This is a genomic window from Streptomyces sp. S07_1.15, assembly GCF_020739505.1.
GTDB lineage: Bacteria > Actinomycetota > Actinomycetes > Streptomycetales > Streptomycetaceae > Streptomyces > Streptomyces xinghaiensis.
On the sequence record NZ_JAJBZK010000001.1, the window covers coordinates 785,812 to 805,066 of the forward strand.

At 70.9% G+C, this 19,255-nt stretch carries 16 protein-coding genes and 1 pseudogene; 6 read left to right on the forward strand and 11 right to left on the reverse strand.

Annotated features, from left to right (window positions below):
• Positions 1-20: 20 nt before the first annotated feature.
• Positions 21-1,865, reverse strand: a complete 1,845-nt coding sequence (locus LIX60_RS03335) for a non-ribosomal peptide synthetase (RefSeq protein WP_227957120.1) — start codon at positions 1,863-1,865, stop codon at positions 21-23.
• Complete coding sequence (locus LIX60_RS03340; RefSeq protein WP_227957121.1) at positions 1,862-3,214, reverse strand: DUF6002 family protein; 1,353 nt, start codon at positions 3,212-3,214, stop codon at positions 1,862-1,864. The genes LIX60_RS03335 and LIX60_RS03340 overlap by 4 nt, the downstream gene beginning before the upstream one ends.
• A 368-nt stretch (positions 3,215-3,582) precedes the next feature.
• Between LIX60_RS03340 and LIX60_RS03345 the strand changes: the two genes are divergently transcribed.
• The 3 genes from LIX60_RS03345 (at position 3,583) to LIX60_RS03355 (ending at position 6,808) form a co-directional block, all read left to right on the forward strand.
• The gene (locus LIX60_RS03345) at positions 3,583-4,584 is read left to right on the forward strand and encodes a RimK family alpha-L-glutamate ligase (RefSeq protein WP_227957122.1); all 1,002 of its coding nucleotides are present in this window, start codon (positions 3,583-3,585) and stop codon (positions 4,582-4,584) included.
• 3 nt (positions 4,585-4,587) lie between these two features.
• On the forward strand, positions 4,588-5,925 hold the full coding sequence (locus LIX60_RS03350) for a hypothetical protein (protein ID WP_227957123.1): 1,338 nt from the start codon (positions 4,588-4,590) through the stop codon (positions 5,923-5,925).
• Positions 5,926-6,016: 91 nt separating this feature from the next.
• The gene (locus LIX60_RS03355) at positions 6,017-6,808 is read left to right on the forward strand and encodes a thioesterase II family protein (protein ID WP_227957124.1); all 792 of its coding nucleotides are present in this window, start codon (positions 6,017-6,019) and stop codon (positions 6,806-6,808) included.
• A 203-nt stretch (positions 6,809-7,011) separates the two neighbouring features.
• Here LIX60_RS03355 and LIX60_RS03360 read toward each other — a convergent pair.
• The 6 genes and pseudogenes from LIX60_RS03360 to LIX60_RS03385 form a co-directional block, all read right to left on the reverse strand.
• A pseudogene (locus LIX60_RS03360) lies at positions 7,012-7,248 on the reverse strand (3'-5' exonuclease); the annotation flags it as partial.
• Positions 7,249-7,351: 103 nt separating this feature from the next.
• Positions 7,352-8,788 (reverse strand): gamma-aminobutyraldehyde dehydrogenase, encoded by a 1,437-nt coding sequence (locus LIX60_RS03365; RefSeq protein ID WP_227957125.1) that lies wholly within the window; start codon positions 8,786-8,788, stop codon positions 7,352-7,354.
• Positions 8,789-8,841: 53 nt separating this feature from the next.
• Positions 8,842-9,657, reverse strand: coding sequence for an ABC transporter permease (locus LIX60_RS03370; RefSeq protein ID WP_227957126.1), 816 nt, complete (start codon positions 9,655-9,657; stop codon positions 8,842-8,844).
• A 103-nt stretch (positions 9,658-9,760) separates the two neighbouring features.
• The gene (locus LIX60_RS03375) at positions 9,761-10,645 is read right to left on the reverse strand and encodes an ABC transporter permease (protein ID WP_227957127.1); all 885 of its coding nucleotides are present in this window, start codon (positions 10,643-10,645) and stop codon (positions 9,761-9,763) included.
• A 13-nt stretch (positions 10,646-10,658) separates the two neighbouring features.
• A complete protein-coding gene (locus LIX60_RS03380; RefSeq protein ID WP_227962607.1) occupies positions 10,659-11,849 on the reverse strand; it encodes an ABC transporter substrate-binding protein in 1,191 nt (396 codons plus the stop codon).
• A gap of 139 nt (positions 11,850-11,988) precedes the next feature.
• Positions 11,989-13,080: an ABC transporter ATP-binding protein gene (locus LIX60_RS03385; RefSeq protein WP_227957128.1), complete on the reverse strand. Its 1,092-nt coding sequence runs from the start codon at positions 13,078-13,080 to the stop codon at positions 11,989-11,991.
• A gap of 113 nt (positions 13,081-13,193) precedes the next feature.
• Here LIX60_RS03385 and LIX60_RS03390 point away from each other — a divergent pair, with 113 nt between their 5' ends.
• Together LIX60_RS03390 and LIX60_RS03395 are read left to right on the forward strand one after the other, a co-directional pair.
• Positions 13,194-14,012, forward strand: a complete 819-nt coding sequence (locus LIX60_RS03390) for a FadR/GntR family transcriptional regulator (protein ID WP_227957129.1) — start codon at positions 13,194-13,196, stop codon at positions 14,010-14,012.
• On the forward strand, positions 13,966-14,793 hold the full coding sequence (locus LIX60_RS03395; RefSeq protein WP_227957130.1) for a cache domain-containing protein: 828 nt from the start codon (positions 13,966-13,968) through the stop codon (positions 14,791-14,793). Before LIX60_RS03390 ends, LIX60_RS03395 begins: the two co-directional genes overlap by 47 nt.
• Positions 14,794-14,950: 157 nt before the next feature.
• Here the strand turns inward: LIX60_RS03395 and LIX60_RS03400 are convergent, their stop codons facing one another.
• Positions 14,951-15,310: a metalloregulator ArsR/SmtB family transcription factor gene (locus tag LIX60_RS03400; protein WP_227957131.1), complete on the reverse strand. Its 360-nt coding sequence runs from the start codon at positions 15,308-15,310 to the stop codon at positions 14,951-14,953.
• A 121-nt stretch (positions 15,311-15,431) separates the two neighbouring features.
• On the opposite strand from LIX60_RS03400, the gene LIX60_RS03405 reads away from it, so the two are divergent.
• Positions 15,432-16,760: an MFS transporter gene (locus tag LIX60_RS03405; RefSeq protein WP_227957132.1), complete on the forward strand. Its 1,329-nt coding sequence runs from the start codon at positions 15,432-15,434 to the stop codon at positions 16,758-16,760.
• 20 nt (positions 16,761-16,780) lie between these two features.
• Here the strand turns inward: LIX60_RS03405 and LIX60_RS03410 are convergent, their stop codons facing one another.
• Positions 16,781-18,049 (reverse strand): MFS transporter, encoded by a 1,269-nt coding sequence (locus tag LIX60_RS03410; RefSeq protein WP_227957133.1) that lies wholly within the window; start codon positions 18,047-18,049, stop codon positions 16,781-16,783.
• The gene (locus LIX60_RS03415; RefSeq protein WP_227957134.1) at positions 18,046-19,176 is read right to left on the reverse strand and encodes a PLP-dependent cysteine synthase family protein; all 1,131 of its coding nucleotides are present in this window, start codon (positions 19,174-19,176) and stop codon (positions 18,046-18,048) included. Before LIX60_RS03415 ends, LIX60_RS03410 begins: the two co-directional genes overlap by 4 nt.
• Positions 19,177-19,255 lie beyond the last annotated feature (79 nt).

Consider the following 19,255-nt stretch of genomic DNA (forward strand, 5'->3'; position numbering starts at 1 on the left):
CCCTTTTCTCCCTTGAACGCTCAGTGGTCGGCACGCACGGATGCCGTCGGCCCTTCGGCCAGGGCGGCAAGGGCGCGGATACTCTCGCTGCGGTAGACATCTGTGGGGGTCAGGCGGTAGCCGGCGCGACGGGCCCGCGCGACGAGCCGGATGGCGAGGAGGGAGTCGCCCCCCACGGTGAAGAAGTTGTCCGTGACGGACACCGCGTCGAGTTCCAGGAGCTCTCGGCAGATACCGGCGAGCACCCGTTCCGGCTCCGTGGCCGGCGCGGCCGCCTCAGACGAGGCTCCGGAGGCTCCCGCACCCGGGCCGGCGACGGACACGGGCGGTGGGAGCGCCCCGCGGTCCACCTTGCCGTTGACGGTCAGCGGCAGCTGGTCCAGGACGACGATGTCCGTGGGGCACATGTACCGCGGAAGCCGGTCCTCCACGTATGCGCGGAGGTGGTGCACATCGAGCGTGGCGGTGTCCGGGTCCGGTGCCACGTAGGCGACCAGGCGCGGGCCCCCGGGTCCGTCGGCGGCGACGACGCAGGCCTGGCCCACGCCGGGCCCGCCGACCAGGCAGCTCTCCACCTCACCGGGTTCGATCCGGTGGGAGCGGATCTTGAGCTGGTCGTCGGTCCGGCCGAGGAATTCCAGCGGTCCGCCGGAGGTCTGCCGTACGAGGTCGCCCGTGCGGTACATCCGCTCTCCGGCCGGCCCGTACGGGTCGGCCACGAATCGCTCGGCCGTCAGGCCGGGCCGCCCCAGATAGCCGCGGGCGAGCTGGCCACCCGCGATGTACAGCTCCCCGGGTGCTCCGGCGGCCACGGGGCGGAGCCGCTCGTCCAGCACGTGGGCGCGTGTGTCCCCGCAGGGCATACCGATCGGAACCGCGCCGGTGACGGGGCCTTCGCCCGGTGCCACCCGGTGCACCACACAGCCGACGGTGGACTCGGTGGGGCCGTACTCGTTGACCACCGACACCTGCGGGTGCCGGAGGCGGAATCGCCTCAGCGACTCGCCCCACAGTTGTTCTCCGCCGACGACCAACTCGCCTGTTTCCAGAGCGCCTTGGGGCAATGACTCCAGCAGCGGCAGATGGCTCGGCGTGACTTTGAGGAAGGTGGGAGCGGGCCGTCCGGCACGCCACAGCCCCGGGTCGAGATGGCCGAGGTCGCCCAGGTAGAGGGTGCCGCCGGCGGTGAGCGGGCCGAAGAGTGTGGTCACGGTGAGGTCGAAAGACACCGAGGAGTGCAGGATCGCGCCACCACCGAGCCCCGGATAGGCCTTGTGGGCCCACCGGAGATAGCCACTGAGCGCGTGGTGGGCGACCACCACTCCCTTGGGCCGGCCGGTCGACCCGGAGGTGTAGATGACGTAGGCCGCGTTCTCCGGCCGCAACGGGCCTTTCCGGTCCGCGTCCGTGAGATTTCCGGCGGGCAGCTGTGCGAGCGCGGCGCGGGTGGCCGGGGAGTCGGGGCACAGGAGTTCAACCCCGGACGTCGCCGCGTACGGGTGGAGAACATCGCCGAGCGACTCATCGGTCAGCACACAGGCCGGTTGTGCGTCGTCCAGGAGCGTCCTGATGCGGCCGGCCGGATACCGGGGGTCCACCGGCAGATAGGCGGCTCCGGCCTTGAGCACCGCATACAGCGCCACCAGCAGTCCGGCGCTCCGCTCCCTCGCGACGGCCACGATGTCCTCGGGCCCGATGCCGCGGGAAACCAGCAGCCGGGCCAGCCGGTTGGCGCGTGCGTTCAGTTCGCCATAGTCGTACTCGGCATGGTCGGACACCACCGCGAGGTTGTCCGGCGTGCGACCGGCCTGTGCCTCGAACCGATCGATGACGAGGGCCGTCGGCCGGGGTTCCGGGGCGGTCACAGGCCCGAAGCCTTGAGTACGACGTCCTTGAGCGAGGACTCGTCCTCGACGGGCCACATGTCCTGGGCCGAGAGCGGGACGTACCCGGTGGAGGCATAGCTGCCGGAACCGTGCACGAGGACGTCCCGCTCCTGGACCAGGTCGCGGTCGATGGCGTTGAGGATTCCGGTCATCGCCATGACCAGCGACCATTCGCGCAGCGCGCGAGGGTCGGCCGGCAGTTCCACTCCGGCCTCGCCGAGTACGGCGCGGATGTAGGGGTAGCGCTCGAGGCACTCGTAGAGCGAGACGACGATGCCGCCGCCGCCCTGTTCCCGGATGAGCTTGTTCATACGCGGCGAGGTGACCGGTTTGCGCGTGTAGAAGGTCGTGTCGAGGATTTCCCGGGGGTCGAACGTGAGCGCCGGGAAGCGCTGGTCCCGCTGCTGGCCGTAGAGACCCGAGTCCGGGTCGTAGACGTAGGCGGGCGCGTGCTCGGGGGCGGCCGACCCGTGGTAGAGGCTGAGCACCATGTCCGGGGCGCCGAGGTGCTGTACGAGGAAGTACCGCGGCGGCAGGCGGCGTTGGGTGTTCGACTGCTTCAGGAGGCTGTGGCCGTAGGCGTGGCCGAGCAGGCCGTACGCACTGGACACCGCGTGCACGTGGAGGCGGGGTTCGTTGTCGGCGGGCGCGAAGAATTCCGCCTCGGCGAAGGCGCGGACCACGTCGGCCGCCAGGTAGTTCTCCAGTCGCAGTGTGTACCAGAGGTTGGTGCCCACGGCCTTCCGTATGTGCCCGCCGTGCTCCTCGACGACGCTCTGGGCCAGAGCCTTGACCGTGCCGGGCTCGTCTCCCGCGTAGACGGCGATGGGGTTGCGGGCCCGCAGCTCGGGGTCCGTGAACAGCCCGGAGTCGCGCATCTTCGGAGTCGACCCGACCGGCACGACGACGACCACGTTCAGCTGCTGCGGGGTCACCAGTCCGAGTTCGATCGCGCGCAGCACGGCGTCGCGCAGGGCAGCGGCCTTGTTCGCCGACGAGGGGGTGACGATCGTGACCCGCTCCCCCGTGTCCTGGATGAAGCGGATGGCCCGGGCCACGATGACCAGCGAGGCGAAGGTCTTGGTGGTGAGCGTCGCCGGATTGCGCATCAGGTCGAGGAGCGCCAGGCTCCTGCCCCGGTAGGCGCGCAGGGGTGTGTGCGCCAGATCGGAGGCGGCGAAGTACTCCCGGACCGCCGGGGTGAGTTCCGGTAGTTCGATGCCCGGTGAGAACGCGGGCCCGTCGCCGTTTTCCGGTTCCGGAAGCAGCCGGCGCAGTACCGGCCCGAGTCGCTCGTAATAGCGGGAGATGGCGTTCTCAAGAAGCATGCGGATCCCTTTTCATACGCCGCCTACTGCCTACTGGTTGCCGCTCCTGTCACGTGCCCACTGCAAATGCATCCGGGCCCATGATGCATGGGCCCGGATGCAAAACCTAGCCACGGATTACACATCGACTGAAAAATACTGCGGCCATCCGGTCCATCCGCAGGAAAAAATTGACGCAATCAACCAATATCGGACGGGAGGCAGGGGCTCGTAACATCAGGGGGCGCACGACGGCAAGATCGCCTATCCAGACGAGTTGCCTTATGGACTTGCCCGCCCCAGGGCCACTGACGTTGTATGCCTTCGGCCGCACGACTCCCCACCTCCCACCTCTCCATCACTTCACGGCCGGCTCAGGAAGAGGCACCATGGCAATCTCGGGCGAGAAATCTTCAGCGTCACGGAAAGAAGCGGAGGGCCGTTCCGCATCCGGCCTCATCACCTGGATTTATCAGGCCGAGGATCTGGATCCCGGACAGACCGTGGAGTTCGAGAAGAGCCTCTACGAGCGTTACTCCGCGGCAGCGGCGACCATCGATTTCGATTTTCGGGTGCTCAGGGCGGGCGAGCTCATACCGTCATGCCTTGAAAAACCGGTACTGCGTTATCAGGGCACGGATCTTCTCGGGCGGCGGCAGTGCTTCATCGTCGAGGACCAGAGCCAGGATCCTCAGGGGCTGCAGGGATTGCGTGCCATCTACCGCACGATCCAGGCCAGTGATTCCGTGCTGCTCAACCGCACGTTGTCCGGCCCGGACTATCTGGAGCGGGACAAGCTCGCGCTCCTCCAGCATGCAGCCGGGCTCGGCATTCCCACCCCCAGGACCATCGCGGTGCCCTTCGGCCGGTACGCCCGCAGCGCGGTCACCGAGGCGGTGCGCGAGATCGGCGACGGGCCCTACATCGTCAAGCCCCGCGAGATGGGCATGGGCGTCGCCGTGCTCAAGGTCGACTCCGAACGGCAACTCACCGCCGCGATCGACATCGTCGCCCAGGCCACCGGCGGGTATATCGTTCAGCCCTTCATCCCGCACTCCGGTGACATGCGGGTGTACGTGGCCGACGGGGAGGTGGTGACTTCCCTGACCCGCAGGCCGCGGCCCGGCGACTACCTCGCGAATATCAGCCAGGGCGGCAGCGCAGCCGCCACGGACGACCACCGCCAGGTTGCGGACATGTGCCGCCGCATCGCCGGGAGCCTCGGAGCGGAGTACATCTGCATCGACTGGCTGATGACCGAGCAGGGGCCTGTCCTCAACGAGTGGAGCACGGCCAGCGCCGGCTTCACCGTGCTGCCGGAACCCGGGCGCACCCAGGTCATCGAGGCATTCTTCGGCTGGATCAAGCGCACATTCGAGAAGGGGGCGTAACCCATGACGCTCCGCCACTGGTACGGGACCGGTGAAGTCCCCCTTTCCACCCGGATGCCGGTACCCGAAGTCACCGCCCACATGCAACAGGCCCTGGACGACTTGGACTACCCGGCGAATCTCCGGTCGATGCGGCCCGTGGTCCTGCCGCAATCCTCGTACGAGGAACTCTTCACCGCGACCCGACGCGTTCTGGGCCTCCTGCGAAGGGCGCTGCTCGCCAGCGCCCCCGACCCCCTGGGCCGCATGGCGGCACTCGGCGTGCCGGAGGAGCGCTACCCGCTCTGGGTGGACAGTCCCTGGGAAGTGGATTACGCGACGTGCATGGCCCGCCCGGACATCACCGTGACCGCCGACGGTCCCAAGTTCCTGGAGATGAACGTCGGTTCCGGTATCGGCGGGGTGGTCGAAACACATGTGAACTCCTCCGCGTGGCAGACCGTATTCGGCGGGGCCGACCGGGCTCCCTTCACCGGATACGACCCGCTGTCGGCCCGCGCCGGACTCTTCTCCCGCGCGGCGCGGGAATTCGGCGTCACACCGGCCGTCGCGGTGGTCGGCACGCTGCGCGATCTGGGCTCGGTCCGGACCACGCGCTACTTCGATCTGCAGGTGACGGCCTTCCGACGCCACGGGCTGCGCGCCGAGTTCTTCGAACCCGAGGATCTGCTCGACGGTCTGGGCCTTCCGGGCACACAGCGCTACGCACTCGGGCTGCGCCACCTCACCGTCTACGACTGGACCCGTCTCGGTCTCGACCTGTCCCCGATACGTGCGGCTCTCGACGAGGGCTGTGTGCTCCTCGCTCCGCAGAGCGCCTATCTCATCGCCAACAAGCAGGTTCTCGGATGGATCTCCGAGGGCCTGCCCTGGATGACCGAGGACGACCGGGCCGTGGTGGACCGCTATGTGCCCTGGACGAGGGTCGTGGGCGACCGGCCGGCCGAGTGGCGGGGCATCACCAAGTCGATCCCCGACCTGCTCCTGGCCCACCCCGGGGAGTTCGTCCTCAAGCCCGGCCTCGGCCTCGGCGGCCACGGCGTGGTGTTCGGCCGCTCCAGCGACGAGACCACATGGCACGACGCGGTCACCCATGCCGTGCGCACGGGAGGTTACATCGCCCAGGAGCACCTCGACTCCGTCCCCCACCGGATGGAGCTCACCGCCGAGGACGGCTCCGGAACCTACGAAGACGATGTCTTCCCCCTGCTCAGCCCCTATCTCTTCGACGGCCGGCCCGCGGGCTGCCTGGTGCGCTATCTGCCCCCGGGCCGGGACGGGCTCATCAGCGTCCAGGGCACCGGGGCCCTTCCCTCGATAGCCGTCGCGGCGCGTTCGTAACGTCCCGTCAGATGGCTCGCGCACCGGGCTCGCACGCCACCGCGTGACCGCCGCACAACGAAGCCGCACCACGAAGGGGGCCGGATCCGGCATGACCGCACCCGAACCGCACGAGGGCCGGCACCACGCGCTGTGGCTACGGCGCTTCCACCCGGCGCCCGACCGCGCGCTTCGGCTGCTCTGCCTGCCCCATGCGGGCGGAGCGGCCAGTTTCTTCGTCCCGCTCTCCCGGGCTCTCTCGGCGGACCTCGACGTGCTCGCCGTGCAGTATCCGGGGCGTCAGGACCGCTGGCGGGAAGAGGGCGTGGAGAGCCTCGACGAACTGGCCCGGCAGATCTACGCGTCGATCGCTCCGCTGACCGACCGGCCGTTGGCGCTGTTCGGACACAGCATGGGCGCCACACTCGCCTTCGAAGTGGCCCGGCTCCTCGAGCAGCGAGCCGGTACCGTACCGGCGCACCTGTTCGTCTCGGGGCGCCGGGCTCCCTCACGACACTGCGACGAGGCCGTGCACCGGCTCGGCGACGAAGCGCTCCTCGCCGATGTGCGCCTCCTCAGCGGCACCGACAGCAGCATCCTCGGCGACGAAGAGTTCCTGCACCTGGCGCTGCCGGCTTTCCGTGCCGACTACAAGGCCATTGAGACCTACCGCTACCGTCCCGGACCGCCACTGCGGTGCCCGATCACAGCACTCACCGGCGACAGCGATCCGAAGACGACCCTCGACGAGGTGCGCTCCTGGTCGGAGCACACCGCCGCCGACTTCGGCATGAAGGTCTACCCGGGGGGCCACTTCTTCCTCTCCGGGCACCAGGATGCGATTTTCCGCGACATCACCGGCACCTTGCTCACCGAGCACGGGGGCTGCGCTGTCCGGCACTGAGGCGGTCGGCCCCGACGGCCCCAGGACCGGCGGCAGCTGCCGCCGGGTCCGGCCCGTCGTGCCAACGGAGATGATCGCGGCCAGTGCCTCGCGATCCCCGTACCGGCGCGGACCGCAGCCCTGCGGCCGCAATGGAGCTGGTGACACCACCTTCCTCGCGGCCGTGGCCGCCCTCTCCGGCGTTGGCGGAGAGGGCGCTCTCGTCACCGGGGCGCAAGCAGCGGTGACAGGAAGCGGCTCGGTTCGCCGTGCCACGTGATGGCGAGCGCATCGCGGGCGCGGGTCGCCGCGACGAAGAGCAGTGAGCGCGCCCGGTGCAGTTCTCGCCGGTGGCGAGTCGGGTCCGTGCGCTCCCACGCGTCCACGGAGGCGCGGGGGACGAGCCCCTCGGCCACCCCGGCGATGACCAGACAGCGGTACTCCAGCCCTTTGAAGCGGTAGGGCCTGTCGCGGCCGGGGGAAGCTTGCCGCCCATGTGGCACACGCGGTGGAGGGCGACGATCGTCTTGCCCGCCCCCGCCCCCGTCCCCGGCCGCCCCCGCGTCAGCCGTCCAGGGAGGTCATCACATGCTTGATGCGCGTGTAGTCGTCGAAGCCGTACGCCGACAGGTCCTTGCCGTAGCCGGACTTCTTGTAGCCGCCGTGCGGCATCTCCGCGACCAGCGGGATGTGCGTGTTGATCCAGACGGTGCCGAAGTCGAGGTTCTTCGACATCCGCATGGCCCGCGCGTGGTCCTGCGTCCAGACCGAGGAGGCCAGCGCGTACTCGACTCCGTTCGCGTACTCCAGCGCCTGCGCCTCGTCGGTGAACGACTGGACGGTGATGACCGGGCCGAAGACCTCGTTCTGGATGATCTCGTCGTCCTGCCTCAGGCCCGAGACGACGGTCGGGGCGTAGAAGAAGCCCTTCTCACCGGCCCGGTGGCCGCCCGTCTCGATGGTGGCGTGCGCGGGCAGGCGCTCGATGAAACCGGCCACCTGATGCAGCTGGTTGGGGTTGTTCAGCGGCCCGTAGAGGACGTCCTCGTCGTCCGGAGCGCCGGTCCTGGTGTCCGCGGCGGCCTTGGTGAGGGCGGCGACGAACGCGTCGTGGATACCCTCCTGCACGAGCACCCGGGTGGCGGCGGTGCAGTCCTGCCCGGCGTTGAAGAAGCCCGCCGCCGTGATGCCCTCGACGGCCTGGGCGAGGTCGGCGTCCTCGAAGACGACGACCGGGGCCTTGCCGCCCAGCTCCAGGTGCACGCGCTTGACGTCCTTGGACGCCGACTCGGCGACCGACATGCCCGCGCGTACGGAACCGGTGATGGAGACCATCGCCGGGACCGGGTGCTCGACCATCGCCCGGCCGGTGTCACGGTCGCCGCAGATGACGTTGAAGACGCCCGCGGGCAGGATCCCGCCGAGGATCTCCGCGATCAGAACGGTGGAGGCGGGCGTGGTGTCGGAGGGCTTGAGAACAACCGTGTTGCCCGCGGCGAGCGCCGGGGCGAACTTCCACACGGCCATCATCATCGGGTAGTTCCACGGCGCGACCTGCGCGCAGACACCGACCGGCTCCCGGCGGACGAAGGAGGTCATGCCCTCCATGTACTCGCCGGCCGACCGGCCTTCGAGCATGCGCGCCGCGCCCGCGAAGAAGCGGATCTGGTCCACCATCGGGGGGATTTCCTCGGTCCGCGTCAGGCCGGTCGGCTTGCCGGTGTTCTCCACTTCCGCGGCGATCAGTTCCTCGGCCCTCTCCTCGAAGGCGTCCGCGATCCTCAGGAGGTACTTCTGCCGTTCGGCGGGGGTCCGGTCGCGCCAGGCCGGGAAGGCCGCGGCGGCGGCGGCCATCGCCGCGTCGACGTCCGCCGGCCCGGACAGCGGCGCGGTGGCGTACGCCTCGCCGGTGGCGGGGTTGACCACCGCGGTGGTCCGTCCGTCGGCGGCGTCGCGGGGCTCACCGTCGATGTGGTTGCGCAGGGCGCGGAGTGTGGTCATGGTGCGTCTCCTCGGGAGGGTCGGCGGGGCGGGTGTTGCGTGGTGGGCGGGGGTCAGACCCGGCTGCCGGCCGCGGTGTCGGACGACAGCCGCTGGGCGAGGTAGATCGGGATGACGGAGAGCAGGACGAGCACGGCGGCGACGACGTTGACCACCGGCGCCTGCTGGGGGCGGGCCATGTTGGAGAAGATCCAGACGGGCAGGGTCTGGATGCCGGGGCCCGCGGTGAAGGTGGTCACCACGATCTCGTCGAAGGACAGCGCGAAGGCCAGCAGCCCGCCCGCGACCAGCGCGGAACGCACCAGCGGGAAGGTGACGTCGGCGAAGGCGCGGAAGCTGTGGGCCCCGAGGTCCATGGCCGCTTCCTCGTACGATCCGGGCATCCGCCTCAGCCGGGCGATGACGTTGTTGAAGACGACCACGATGCAGAAGGTGGCGTGGCCGACGACGACGGTGAACATGCCGAGCCCGACCCCGAGCGGTTCGAGGACCGTGCGGAAGGCGGTGTTGAGCGCGACACCGGTGACGATGCCGGGCAGGGCGATCGGCAGGACGACGAGGAAGGAGACGGTCTCGCGGCCGAAGAACGAGTAACGCTGGATGGCGAAGGCGATGAGCGTGCCCAGGACCAGAGCGATGGCGGTGGCGCCGAGCCCGGCCTTGACGGAGGTCCACACGGCTTCGCGGGCGCCGTCGCTCTCCCAGGCGGCTGACCACCAGTGGAAGGTGAGGCCGGGGGGCGGCCAGCCGGAGCTGCGGTCGGGATTGAGGGAGTTGACCAGGACCAGCAGCAGCGGGATGTAGATGGCCGCGAAGCCGAGCCCGGCGGTGACGCGCAGGACGATGCGCGCGGGGCGGGAGAGATTCATCGTGGGGCCTTCGCTGTGCGTCGTACGGTCGTACGGTCGGAGGGTTGCGGAGTTGCGGAGTTGCGGGGGCGCGGGGGTGTGAGGTTCCGGCGGCCCGGGGACCTCAGAGGCTGCTGAGTGCTCCGGTGCGGCGCACCGCCAGCAGATAGAGCACGATGATCACCACGGGTACCGTGCCGAGGGCCGCGGCCAGCGGCAGGTTCAGGCTGATGTTGGAGTAGATGAGATTGCCGATGAGCTGGGTCTTTCCGCCGACGATCTGCACGGCGATGTAGTCGCCGAGGCTGAGCGAGAAGGTGAAGACCGAGCCGGCCGCGACGGACGGCAGGAGCACCGGCAGCACCACGGAGCGGACGGTGCGTGCGGTGCGGGCACCGAGGTCGGCGGAGGCGTCCAGCAGGTTGGCCGGGAGCTGTTCGAGTCCGGCGTGGATCGGCAGGATCATGTACGGCAGCCACAGATACGTCAGGACCAGGATGGTCGCGGTGAGTCCGTAGCCGGGGCCTTCGAGACCGAACGGGGCCAGCGCCCAGTCCAGCAACCCGCCGTCGGCGAGGATGAGACGCCAGGCGTACGCCTTGACCAGGTAGCTGGCCCAGAGCGGGGTGAGGATCGCGACGACCAGCAGCGGCCGCCACGTGGGCTTGGCGATGCGGGCCGTGTAGAAGGCGACGGGGAAGGCGATCAGGGCGCACAGGGCGGTGACCGCGAGGGCGATGCCGACGCTGCGCAGGGCGACCTGGCGGTAGGCCTCGGTGGTGAACAGGGCGGTGAAGTTGTCCGTGTTCCAGATCTTCACCACGTTCGAGGTGAAGCTGTCCGTGGTCCAGAACGCGGACAGGAACAGCGCGGCCAGCGAGCCCAGGTAGGCCAGGACCAGCCAGGTCAGCGGCGCGGAGAGGAGCAGGGACAGCCGCAGCCGGGGGCGGCGGTGCAGGGTCCCGGCGAGCCGCCGGGCGAACCCGGCGGCAGGCACGGTGTTCGTCATCGGTCCTTGACCCTCAGCCCTTGATCCCGGTCCACGCCTGGACCCACTCGGCATACGGCACGCACTCCGCGTCCGTCCGGCCGTCGATGCACTGGGAGATGGGCGTGGTCCAGTAGTGGACGTTCTTCCAGTACGCCTCGTCGCCCGCGTGGTAGGTGGCGCAGTGGTCCTTGTCCGCGGTGAGTTCGCAGGACTTGGCGTTGGACGGGGCCTCGCCGAAGTACTCGGCGACCTGGGCGTTCACCTCGGGCGAGATGATCCAGTCCATCCATTTGTAGGCACAGTTGGGGTGCTCCGCCTTGGCGGAGAGCATCCAGGTGTCGGACCAGCCGGTGGCGCCCTCCTCGGGGAGGACGGCCTCGACGGGGGCCTTCTCGGCCTTGGCCGCGTTGACGATGACCTGCCAGGTGGTGCCGACGACGGAGTCGCCGCTCTTGAACGCGGAGATCTCCTTGAGGTAGTCGCTCCAGTACTCGCCGATGTTGGCGTTCTGCTCCTTCAGCAGGGCGACGGAGGCGTCGAACTGCTTCTGGTCGAGCGCGTACGGGTTCTTGATGCCGAGGTCGGGCTGGGTCGCCATCAGGTAGAGAGCGGCGTCCGCGATGTAGATCGGGGAGTCGTACGCGGTGACCTTGCCCTTGTACTGCGAGCCCTTGTCGAAGACCACGGACCAGGAGGTGGGGGCCGGCTTGACCTTCTCCGTGTTGTACATGAGGAGGTTGGCGCCGCGGCCGTGCGGGACGCCGTACGCGACATCGTTGACGGTGTTCCAGTCCTTGTTCTTCAGCCCCTCGAAGACGTCTGCGTAGTTGGGGGTCAGGTCCGTGTTGACGGGCGCCGCGTCCCCGGAGGCTATGAGCCGCAGCGAGGCGTCGCCCGAGGCGGACACGGCGTCGTACTGTCCGGTCTTCATCAGGCTGACCATCTCGTCGGAGGAGGCGGCGGTCTTGGTGTTGACCTGGCATCCGGTCTCCTTCTCGAAGCCGGAGACCCAGTCGACGTCCGGGTTGTTGGTGCCGTCCTCGACATAGCCGGCCCAGGCGATGAGGTTGACCTCGCCCTCGGTCTTGCCGAGCTTCTCCTGGGCCTTGAGGTCCGGCGGGTTCAGTCCGGAGGCGTCGGAGCCGGAGCCGTTCGACGAGCCGCAGGCGGTGGCGAGCAGCAGCACACCGACCGCGGTGGCTGCCTTGAGCGAAGGGGACATGCGCACGGGAATCTCCAGGGGAAGGCATGAAGGGGACAGCACGGGCCAGGGGGCCGGCACAGACAGGGGGACGGGCGGGGGCGATGCGGGCACAGCGCTGGTACAGGCGCGGTTCAGCGCGGGCGGAGCGCGGCGGGTGCTATCGGGTGCGGAGGGGCTGCCGATCGGCCGGGGCCGCTTCCGGGGGCACGTCCGGAGGCACGTCCGGGACACGGAAGTTGTGGCGGTGGTGCCATTGGAGCCTGACCCGGGAGCCGCGGTAGGCGGCGACGTCCTCGGACGAGGTCTCCAGGTTCTGCTGAAGGGCGGTGAGCCGCCCGCCGGCGTCCAGGTCGACCAGGAGACGGGTCGCGTCCCCCAGGTAGACGACCTCGGCGACCGTACCCACGGCGGTGGAGCAGTCCGGATCGCCGGCGTTCCCGGAGTCCCGCACCACCCGGATCTTCTCCGGACGGACGCTGTAGGTGCCGGCCCTGCCCACCACCCGCTCGGCGGCCTCGCCGGTGAGCAGGTTGGAGGTGCCGACGAAGCCCGCGACGAAGGGGGTGGCGGGCCGTTCGTAGATGTCGGCCGGGGTACCGATCTGTTCGATGCGGCCCTGGTTGAACACCGCGATCCGGTCGCTCATCGTCAGCGCTTCCTCCTGGTCGTGCGTGACGAAGACGAAGGTGATGCCGACCTCGCGCTGGATCGCTTTCAGCTCGATCTGCATCTGCTCGCGCAGCTTCAGGTCGAGGGCGCCGAGCGGCTCGTCGAGCAGCAGCACCTTCGGCCGGCCGACCAGGGCGCGGGCGAGTGCCACGCGCTGCCGCTGCCCCCCGGAGAGCTGGGACGGGCGGCGTGCGCCGAAGCCCTCGAGCCGTACGCTCGCCAGCGCCTCCCGGGCCTGCGCCAGCCGCTGGGCCCTGGGCACTCCGCGGATCTTGAGACTGTAGGCGACGTTCTGTTCCAGGGTCATGTGCGGGAAGAGCGCGTAGTCCTGGAACACGGTGTGCACATCGCGTTCGAAGGGTGCCAGGCGGGTGACATCGGAACCCGCGAGTTCGATGGTGCCGCCCGTGGGCGCCTCGAAGCCCGCGATCATCCGGAGGACCGTGGTCTTGCCCGAGCCGGAGGGCCCCAGCATCGAGAAGAACTCGCCGTCCGCTATCTCCAGATCGACTCCTGCCACGGCCTCCGTCCGGCCGAACGCCTTGCGCAGGCCCTGAAGCCGGATCGCCATTCCCTCCATGGGCGGGAACCTTTCTGATGCCGTCGGACGTTGGCCGTAAACATATGAAGTCATAGTTCTAATTTCAAGACCCCGGTAAGGTAACGGCTGAGTCAACAAGCAAGGTGGTGGCCATGAACCGCGACAAACCGGGCATCCGGCAGGCCGTGTTCACGCCCGTCGACACCCAGGCCCGGGTGGAGGCCGTCGTGCGCAGGCTGGGTGACGCCATAGACCTCGGTTTGCTGGCCGACGGGGAGCAGCTGCCCGGTGAGACCGAACTCGCGGCCCGGCTCGGCGTCTCGACCGTGACCTTGCGGGAAGCCCTGATGTCCCTGCGCCAGCAGGGTCTGGTCACCACCCGCAGGGGCCGCGGCGGAGGCAGCTTCGTCACCGTGCCCGACGGGCCCGCGGAGGACCGGCTGCGCGCCCGCCTCTCCGACTGGAGCACCGAGGAACTCCGCGACCTCTCCGACCACTGGGCGGCCGTCTCGGGTGCCGCCGCCCGGCTCGCCGCCCAGCGCACGGAACCCGAGGACCTGGAGCAGCTGAACCGGTCCCTGGAAGAGCTGACGCGCGCGGCGGACACCGCGGCGCGCAGCCGGATCTACGGACGCTTCCACGTGGAACTGGCCGCGGCCGCCCAGTCCGCCCGGCTGACCAGGGCGGAGGTCACCCTCCAGACCGAGGTGGGAGCGCTGATGCGCCTCGTCCTCGGCGAGGACGGATACCTCGGGGACGTCCTGGATCGTCACCGCGCCGTAATCTCCGCCGTGCATGATGGCGAGGAGCATCGCGCCAGGGATCTGGCCGAACAGTGCGTGCGGACCTCCATGACGCGCCTGATCGAACTCCGCCTCGGTTCGGCCCGCGGAGCGCGCGGCCCCCGCCCGAAGGAGGACCTCCATGGGGAGCGAGCCCCGTCCCGTACCCGCCTCGGCGGCGGTTCTTGACGAGTGCACGGTCGCCGATGCGGCCGCCCGGGTCCGTGACGTGCTCGAAGGAGTCTTCGACGCCGTGATCCGGACGGGGGCGGACGCGGAAGCGGTGCTCACCGCGGCCGGCACGGACGGCCGCCGCCCCGTATCGGCCGATCTCGCGGCGCTCCGCCCCGGCCTGCACGCCCGGCTCAGCCGGTACGACCTGATCTCGGGGGCCGGCTTCGTGGCGGCGCCCGGGCTGCTCGGCGACGTACCGGCGTGCCTGGAGTGGTGGCAGACCACCGCGGACGGGGCCCTCCGGCCGCTCCTGCTGAACCTGGACCCGGAGCACTCGGCGTACTACGACTACACCCACTGGGACTGGTTCACACTGCCCCGCGACACCGGGCAGCGGGCGGTCGCCGGGCCCTACGTGGACTATCTCTGCTCGGACGAGTACAGCCTCACCCTCTCCGCACCGGTGACCGTCGGGGGCCGCTTCACGGGGGTGGCCGCGGCCGACGTCTATCTGCGGCATTTCGAAGCGGGCGTCGTCCCGCTCCTCCAGTGCCTGCCGGAACCCGCCCGCCTGGTCAACGTGCGCGGCCGCGTCGCCGCCTCCACCGACCCCCACCACCTGGCCGGATCGCTCAGCAGGGGCCCGGACTACGCGGCGGTGCTGGCCGGCCCCGCCGACGGCGTCGAGCACGGCGGACTGCACCTGCGCCCGTGCGACGGCGTCCCGCTGATCCTGGTGACGGCGGCCCCCGGCCCCCGGCCCCGGGCAGAAAGCCGGAGATCCCTCCAGCAGTGACCCTGCGTGTCCCGTCGTGCAGCGCCGGAGTGCCGGCCAGTGGTGATCCGCGCTCGGCTGCGCTGGTCACGACGATGCGGGAGTCGCCGCGCGGGCCCGGGAGACAGCAGGCCGGCGGGGTGCGGTGGGCCGGCGCCTCCGCGTCGTGAACACCCGGTCAGTCGTGCGGGGCCTGCCCGCTCACCCGGTGGTCCGCGTGACTGAGCGCCTCCACGACCAGGCGCCGCAGATGCCCGTCGCTGAGGCGGTAGTGGATGTGCCGCCCTTCCCTGCGGGTGTCCACGAGCCCGGCGAGCCGCAGCTTGGCCAGATGCTGGCTGACCGCCGTGCGCGACGCGTCGCACCGCTCGGCGAGTGAGCCGACGTCCGCCTCACCCTGCGCGAGCAGCCACAGCAGATGCAGGCGGGTGGCGTCCGAGAGCATCGCGAACACCCCGGTCGCCTCGGCCAGCCGCGCACTGTCGGGAGCCCCCAGATGCGCACCGGCCGCAGGTGACATGGCTTGGCGCTCGGACATGAGGCCAGCCTAGAGCCATCGGCCGGGGAGAACACATTCAGCCATCATGTGCGCAGGTGCGCACATGATGGCTATACTCCCGGCACCGCCGTGCCCGCCGACCGTCCGGGGAGCCGCCCCCATGCTCGCCGTCCTCCGCGACCGCACCTACCGCCGCCTCTTCACCGCCCAGGTCGTCGCTCTGACCGGCACCGGGCTGGCCACCGTCGCGCTCGCTCTGCTGGCCTACGACCTCGCCGGTGCCGAGGCCGGCTCCGTGCTCGGCACCGCGCTCGCCCTCAAGATGACGGCGTACGTGGCGATCGCCCCGGCCGCCGGCGCGCTGGCCGGCCGGCTGCCGCGCCGGGCGCTCATGGTGAGCGCGGACCTCGTCCGCGCCGGGGTGGCACTGTTCCTGCCGTTCGTCGACCAGGTGTGGCAGGTGTACGTCCTGGTCCTCCTGCTCCAGTCCGCCTCGGCCGTGTTCACGCCGGTGTTCCAGGCCGTCATTCCGGAGGTGCTGCCCGGGGAGCACGACTACACGCGGGCCCTGTCCCTGTCGCGGCTCGCGTACGACCTGGAGAGTCTGTTCTCCCCCGCGCTCGCGGCCGTGCTGCTGTCGCTGATCACATACAACTGGCTGTTCACCGGCACCGTGCTGGGCTTCCTCGCCTCGGCCGCGCTGGTGGTCTCCGCGGCCCTGCCCGGACCGGCCGCCCGGCCGGCGCCGCGCACCGGCAGCGCCTTCACCCGGGCGACCGCGGGCACCCGTCTCTTCCTCACCGTCCCGCGGCTGCGGGCGCTGCTCGCCCTGAACCTGGCCGTCGCGGCGGCCGGTGCGATGGTGACGGTCAACTCCATCGTCTACGTCCGGGACCACCTGGGACTGCCGCAGGCTGCCGTGCCGGTCGCGCTGGGCGCGTACGGTGCCGGGTCGATGACCGTGGCCCTGGTCCTGCCCCGGGTTCTGGACAGGCTGCCGGACCGGGCCGTGATGCTGCCGGGCGCGCTGGCGCTCGCCGTGATCTTCGCCGGGCTCGGGGCGGTCACCACCGCGCAGAGCGGAAGCTGGCGCCTGCCCGTGCTGCTCGCCGTGTGGGCGGCGTTCGGCGCCGCCTGCTCGCTGGTGCTCACTCCGGCAGGGCGGCTCATCCGCCGTTCGGCACCGCCGGAGGAACGTACGGCGGCGTTCGCCGCGCAGTTCTCCCTCTCCCACGGCTGCTGGCTGCTGACGTACCCACTGGCCGGATGGCTGGGGGCGGCGGCCGGGCTCGTGTGGGCGGTCGCGGCCCTGGGCGGGATCGCGCTGGCCGCCTCCCTGCTGGCGGCGCGGCTGTGGCCGTCGCCCCCCGCGCACGTCCACACCGGCCTGCCCGCCGGGCACCCCCACGTGACGGGTGCCCGGCGAGTGCGGGCCGGCCGGCGGCACCGCCACGGCGACCTCGACGACGGCCTGCACGCCCGCCTGTAGATCCGGCGGGGCGCCCGCGGTCAGGCGACCCCGGTGGCCCCGGTGGCCACGGGGTGCGGGGCCCCGAGACGCCCCGCCCGGTGCAGTCTCACGACCAGCCCCGCGCACAGAAACCCGGTCGCCGCCAGCACCGCCCAGGGCAGCCACCCCACCCCCGCGTCGAAGAGCGCCCCCACGGCCAGGTTGCCCACGGAGATCGCGATGCCGGAGGCAGTGTTGTAGGCGCCGTAGTACGTCGCGACGAGCCGGTCCCCGGACAGCCGGACGACGGTGTCCATCTCGAAGGGGTAGAGCAGTGCCCCGCCCCAGGCCAGCAGGGCCGCGCAGGCGGCGAGGGAGAGGACGCCCGTCGCACGGCCGATGCCACCGGGGGGCGCGCCCGGCATCAGCGGCACGAAGGCCGCGCCCATCACCGCCAGGCCGCAGGCGACGGCCCGCGGTCCGGAGAGGTGCCGCTTCGCCCACGCGGTCAGCCTGAGCTGCCCGGACAGCGCGGCCAGGGCGGAAACGGCGAAGACCGCCCCGGTCACCAGTCCGGCCCGTTCGCCGAAGAGTTCGCGGGCCCGGAGCGGTAGGGCGAGGTAGACCTGGAAGGCGAGGACGTAGGAGCCGGTCATCGCGGCGGCGAAGAGGAGGAAAGGACGGTTGGCGGCGACGGTGCGCCAGTCGGAGGCGACGGCCCGCCAGGCCGGCTCGGCACCGCGGTCACGGGGCGGGCGGGCCGGAAGCGCACGCCACTGCAGGATTGCCAGGATCCCGAAGACGAGGGCGGCGACCGCGCAGACCACGCGGAAGTCCCAGGCCAGCAGGGCCAGTCCGGCGAGCGGACCGATGAGGATGCCGGCCTGGTAGAAGACATGGAAGGCGGCGAACGCCTCCACCCTCCGCTCCTCGCCCGCCGCCTCGGCGAGGTAGGCGCGCACGGCCGGGTTGAACAGCGCGCCCGCCAGACCGGTCACCGCCGAGGCCGCGACGAGGGCGGGCAGCGAGTCCACCAGCCCCAGCAGCGCGAAGGCCACCGTACGCAGGGCGCACCCGGCCAGGATCAGCGGTTTGCAGCCGTAGCGGTCGGCGAGGGTGCCGCCGATCAGGAACATGCCCTGCTGGGAGAGGTTGCGCACGCCCAGGACCAGGCCGACCGTCCAGGCCGCGAGGCCGAGGCCGTGCGAGAGGTGGTCGGCGAGGTACGGCATCAGCATGTAGAAGCCGAGGTTGATGCCGAACTGATTGACCATCAGCAGTCGTACGGACGGGTCGAAGGAGGCCATCTGGGCCCGCAGGCGCCTCATCGGACGACCGCCTTCGTGATGTCACGGCCCAGCGGGTCGCGGACCCGGCCGCAACGGGTCCAGCCGGTCACCACCCGCTCGCCGGGTTCGGCGATCTCGTCGGGCCCGTCCGGCCGCTCGCGGCCGAGGAGGCCGTGCTCGTCGCACCAGGTGTCGTTGTAGACGGTCTCCAGGTAGCGGTGCGGGCCGTCGGGAAAGATCCCGGCGATCCGGGCGCCCGGCGGGAAGGTGCGGGCCGCCCAGCCGGCGACCAGGGCGACCGCGCCCACGCTCCAGCCGCCGGAGACGCAGTGGTGCCGGGCCAGTTGGCGGCAGGCCCAGACGGCTTCCGCCGGGGCGACCCAGTGGACCTCGTCGAAGGCCGGATAGTCGACGTTGGAGGGGTGGATGCTGGAGCCCAGGCCGCGCATCAGCCGTGGCCCGGCGGGCTGGCCGAAAATCGCGGAGCCCACCGAGTCGACGCCGATGAGCGTGAGGCCGGGGGCGTACTCGCGCAGCACCCGGGCGGTGCCGGCCGAGTGGCCGCCGGTACCGACCGCCGTCACCAGGACGTCCACCCGGCCGAGTTGGGCGATCAGCTCGGTGGCCAGCGGACGGTAGGCGGCCGCGTTGTCGGGATTGCCGTACTGGTCCGGGCAGTACCCGTCCGGGGTGCGGGCGAGGAGTTCGGCGACGCGCCGGCGCCGGGCCTCCTGCCAGCCGCCCTCGGGGTGCGGCGCGGCGACCCGCTCGACGCGCGCCCCGAAGGCGGTGAGCAGCCGGACCACGGCCGGTTCCATACCGCTGTCCGAGACGACGGTGACGGGATGGCCGTAGGTCAGCCCGGCCAGGGCCAGACCCAGGCCGAGCGTGCCGCTGGAGGACTCGACGATCGGCGCGCCCGGGGCGAGCTCGCCCCGCCTGCGGGCCTCACGGATCATGTGGAGGCCGGGACGGTCCTTGATGCCACCGGGGTTGGCGCCCTCCAGCTTCGCGTGGAAGCCGAGCCCGGGCGGGGCGAAGGGCTCGTCGACCCACAGGACCGGCGTACCGCCGACCAGATGGGCGGGGTGACGGGCGGTCCGGGGCGCCGGGGCGAATGCCCCGGGCGAGAGCGGAGGGACGGATTCGAGCAGGGAGATATCCATGGTGCTGACGGCTCCTTCGCGCCCCGGCACTCGTGCGGGCGGGGCGGCGTTGGCGTTCGGGTTGCAGTGGCGCGCGGGC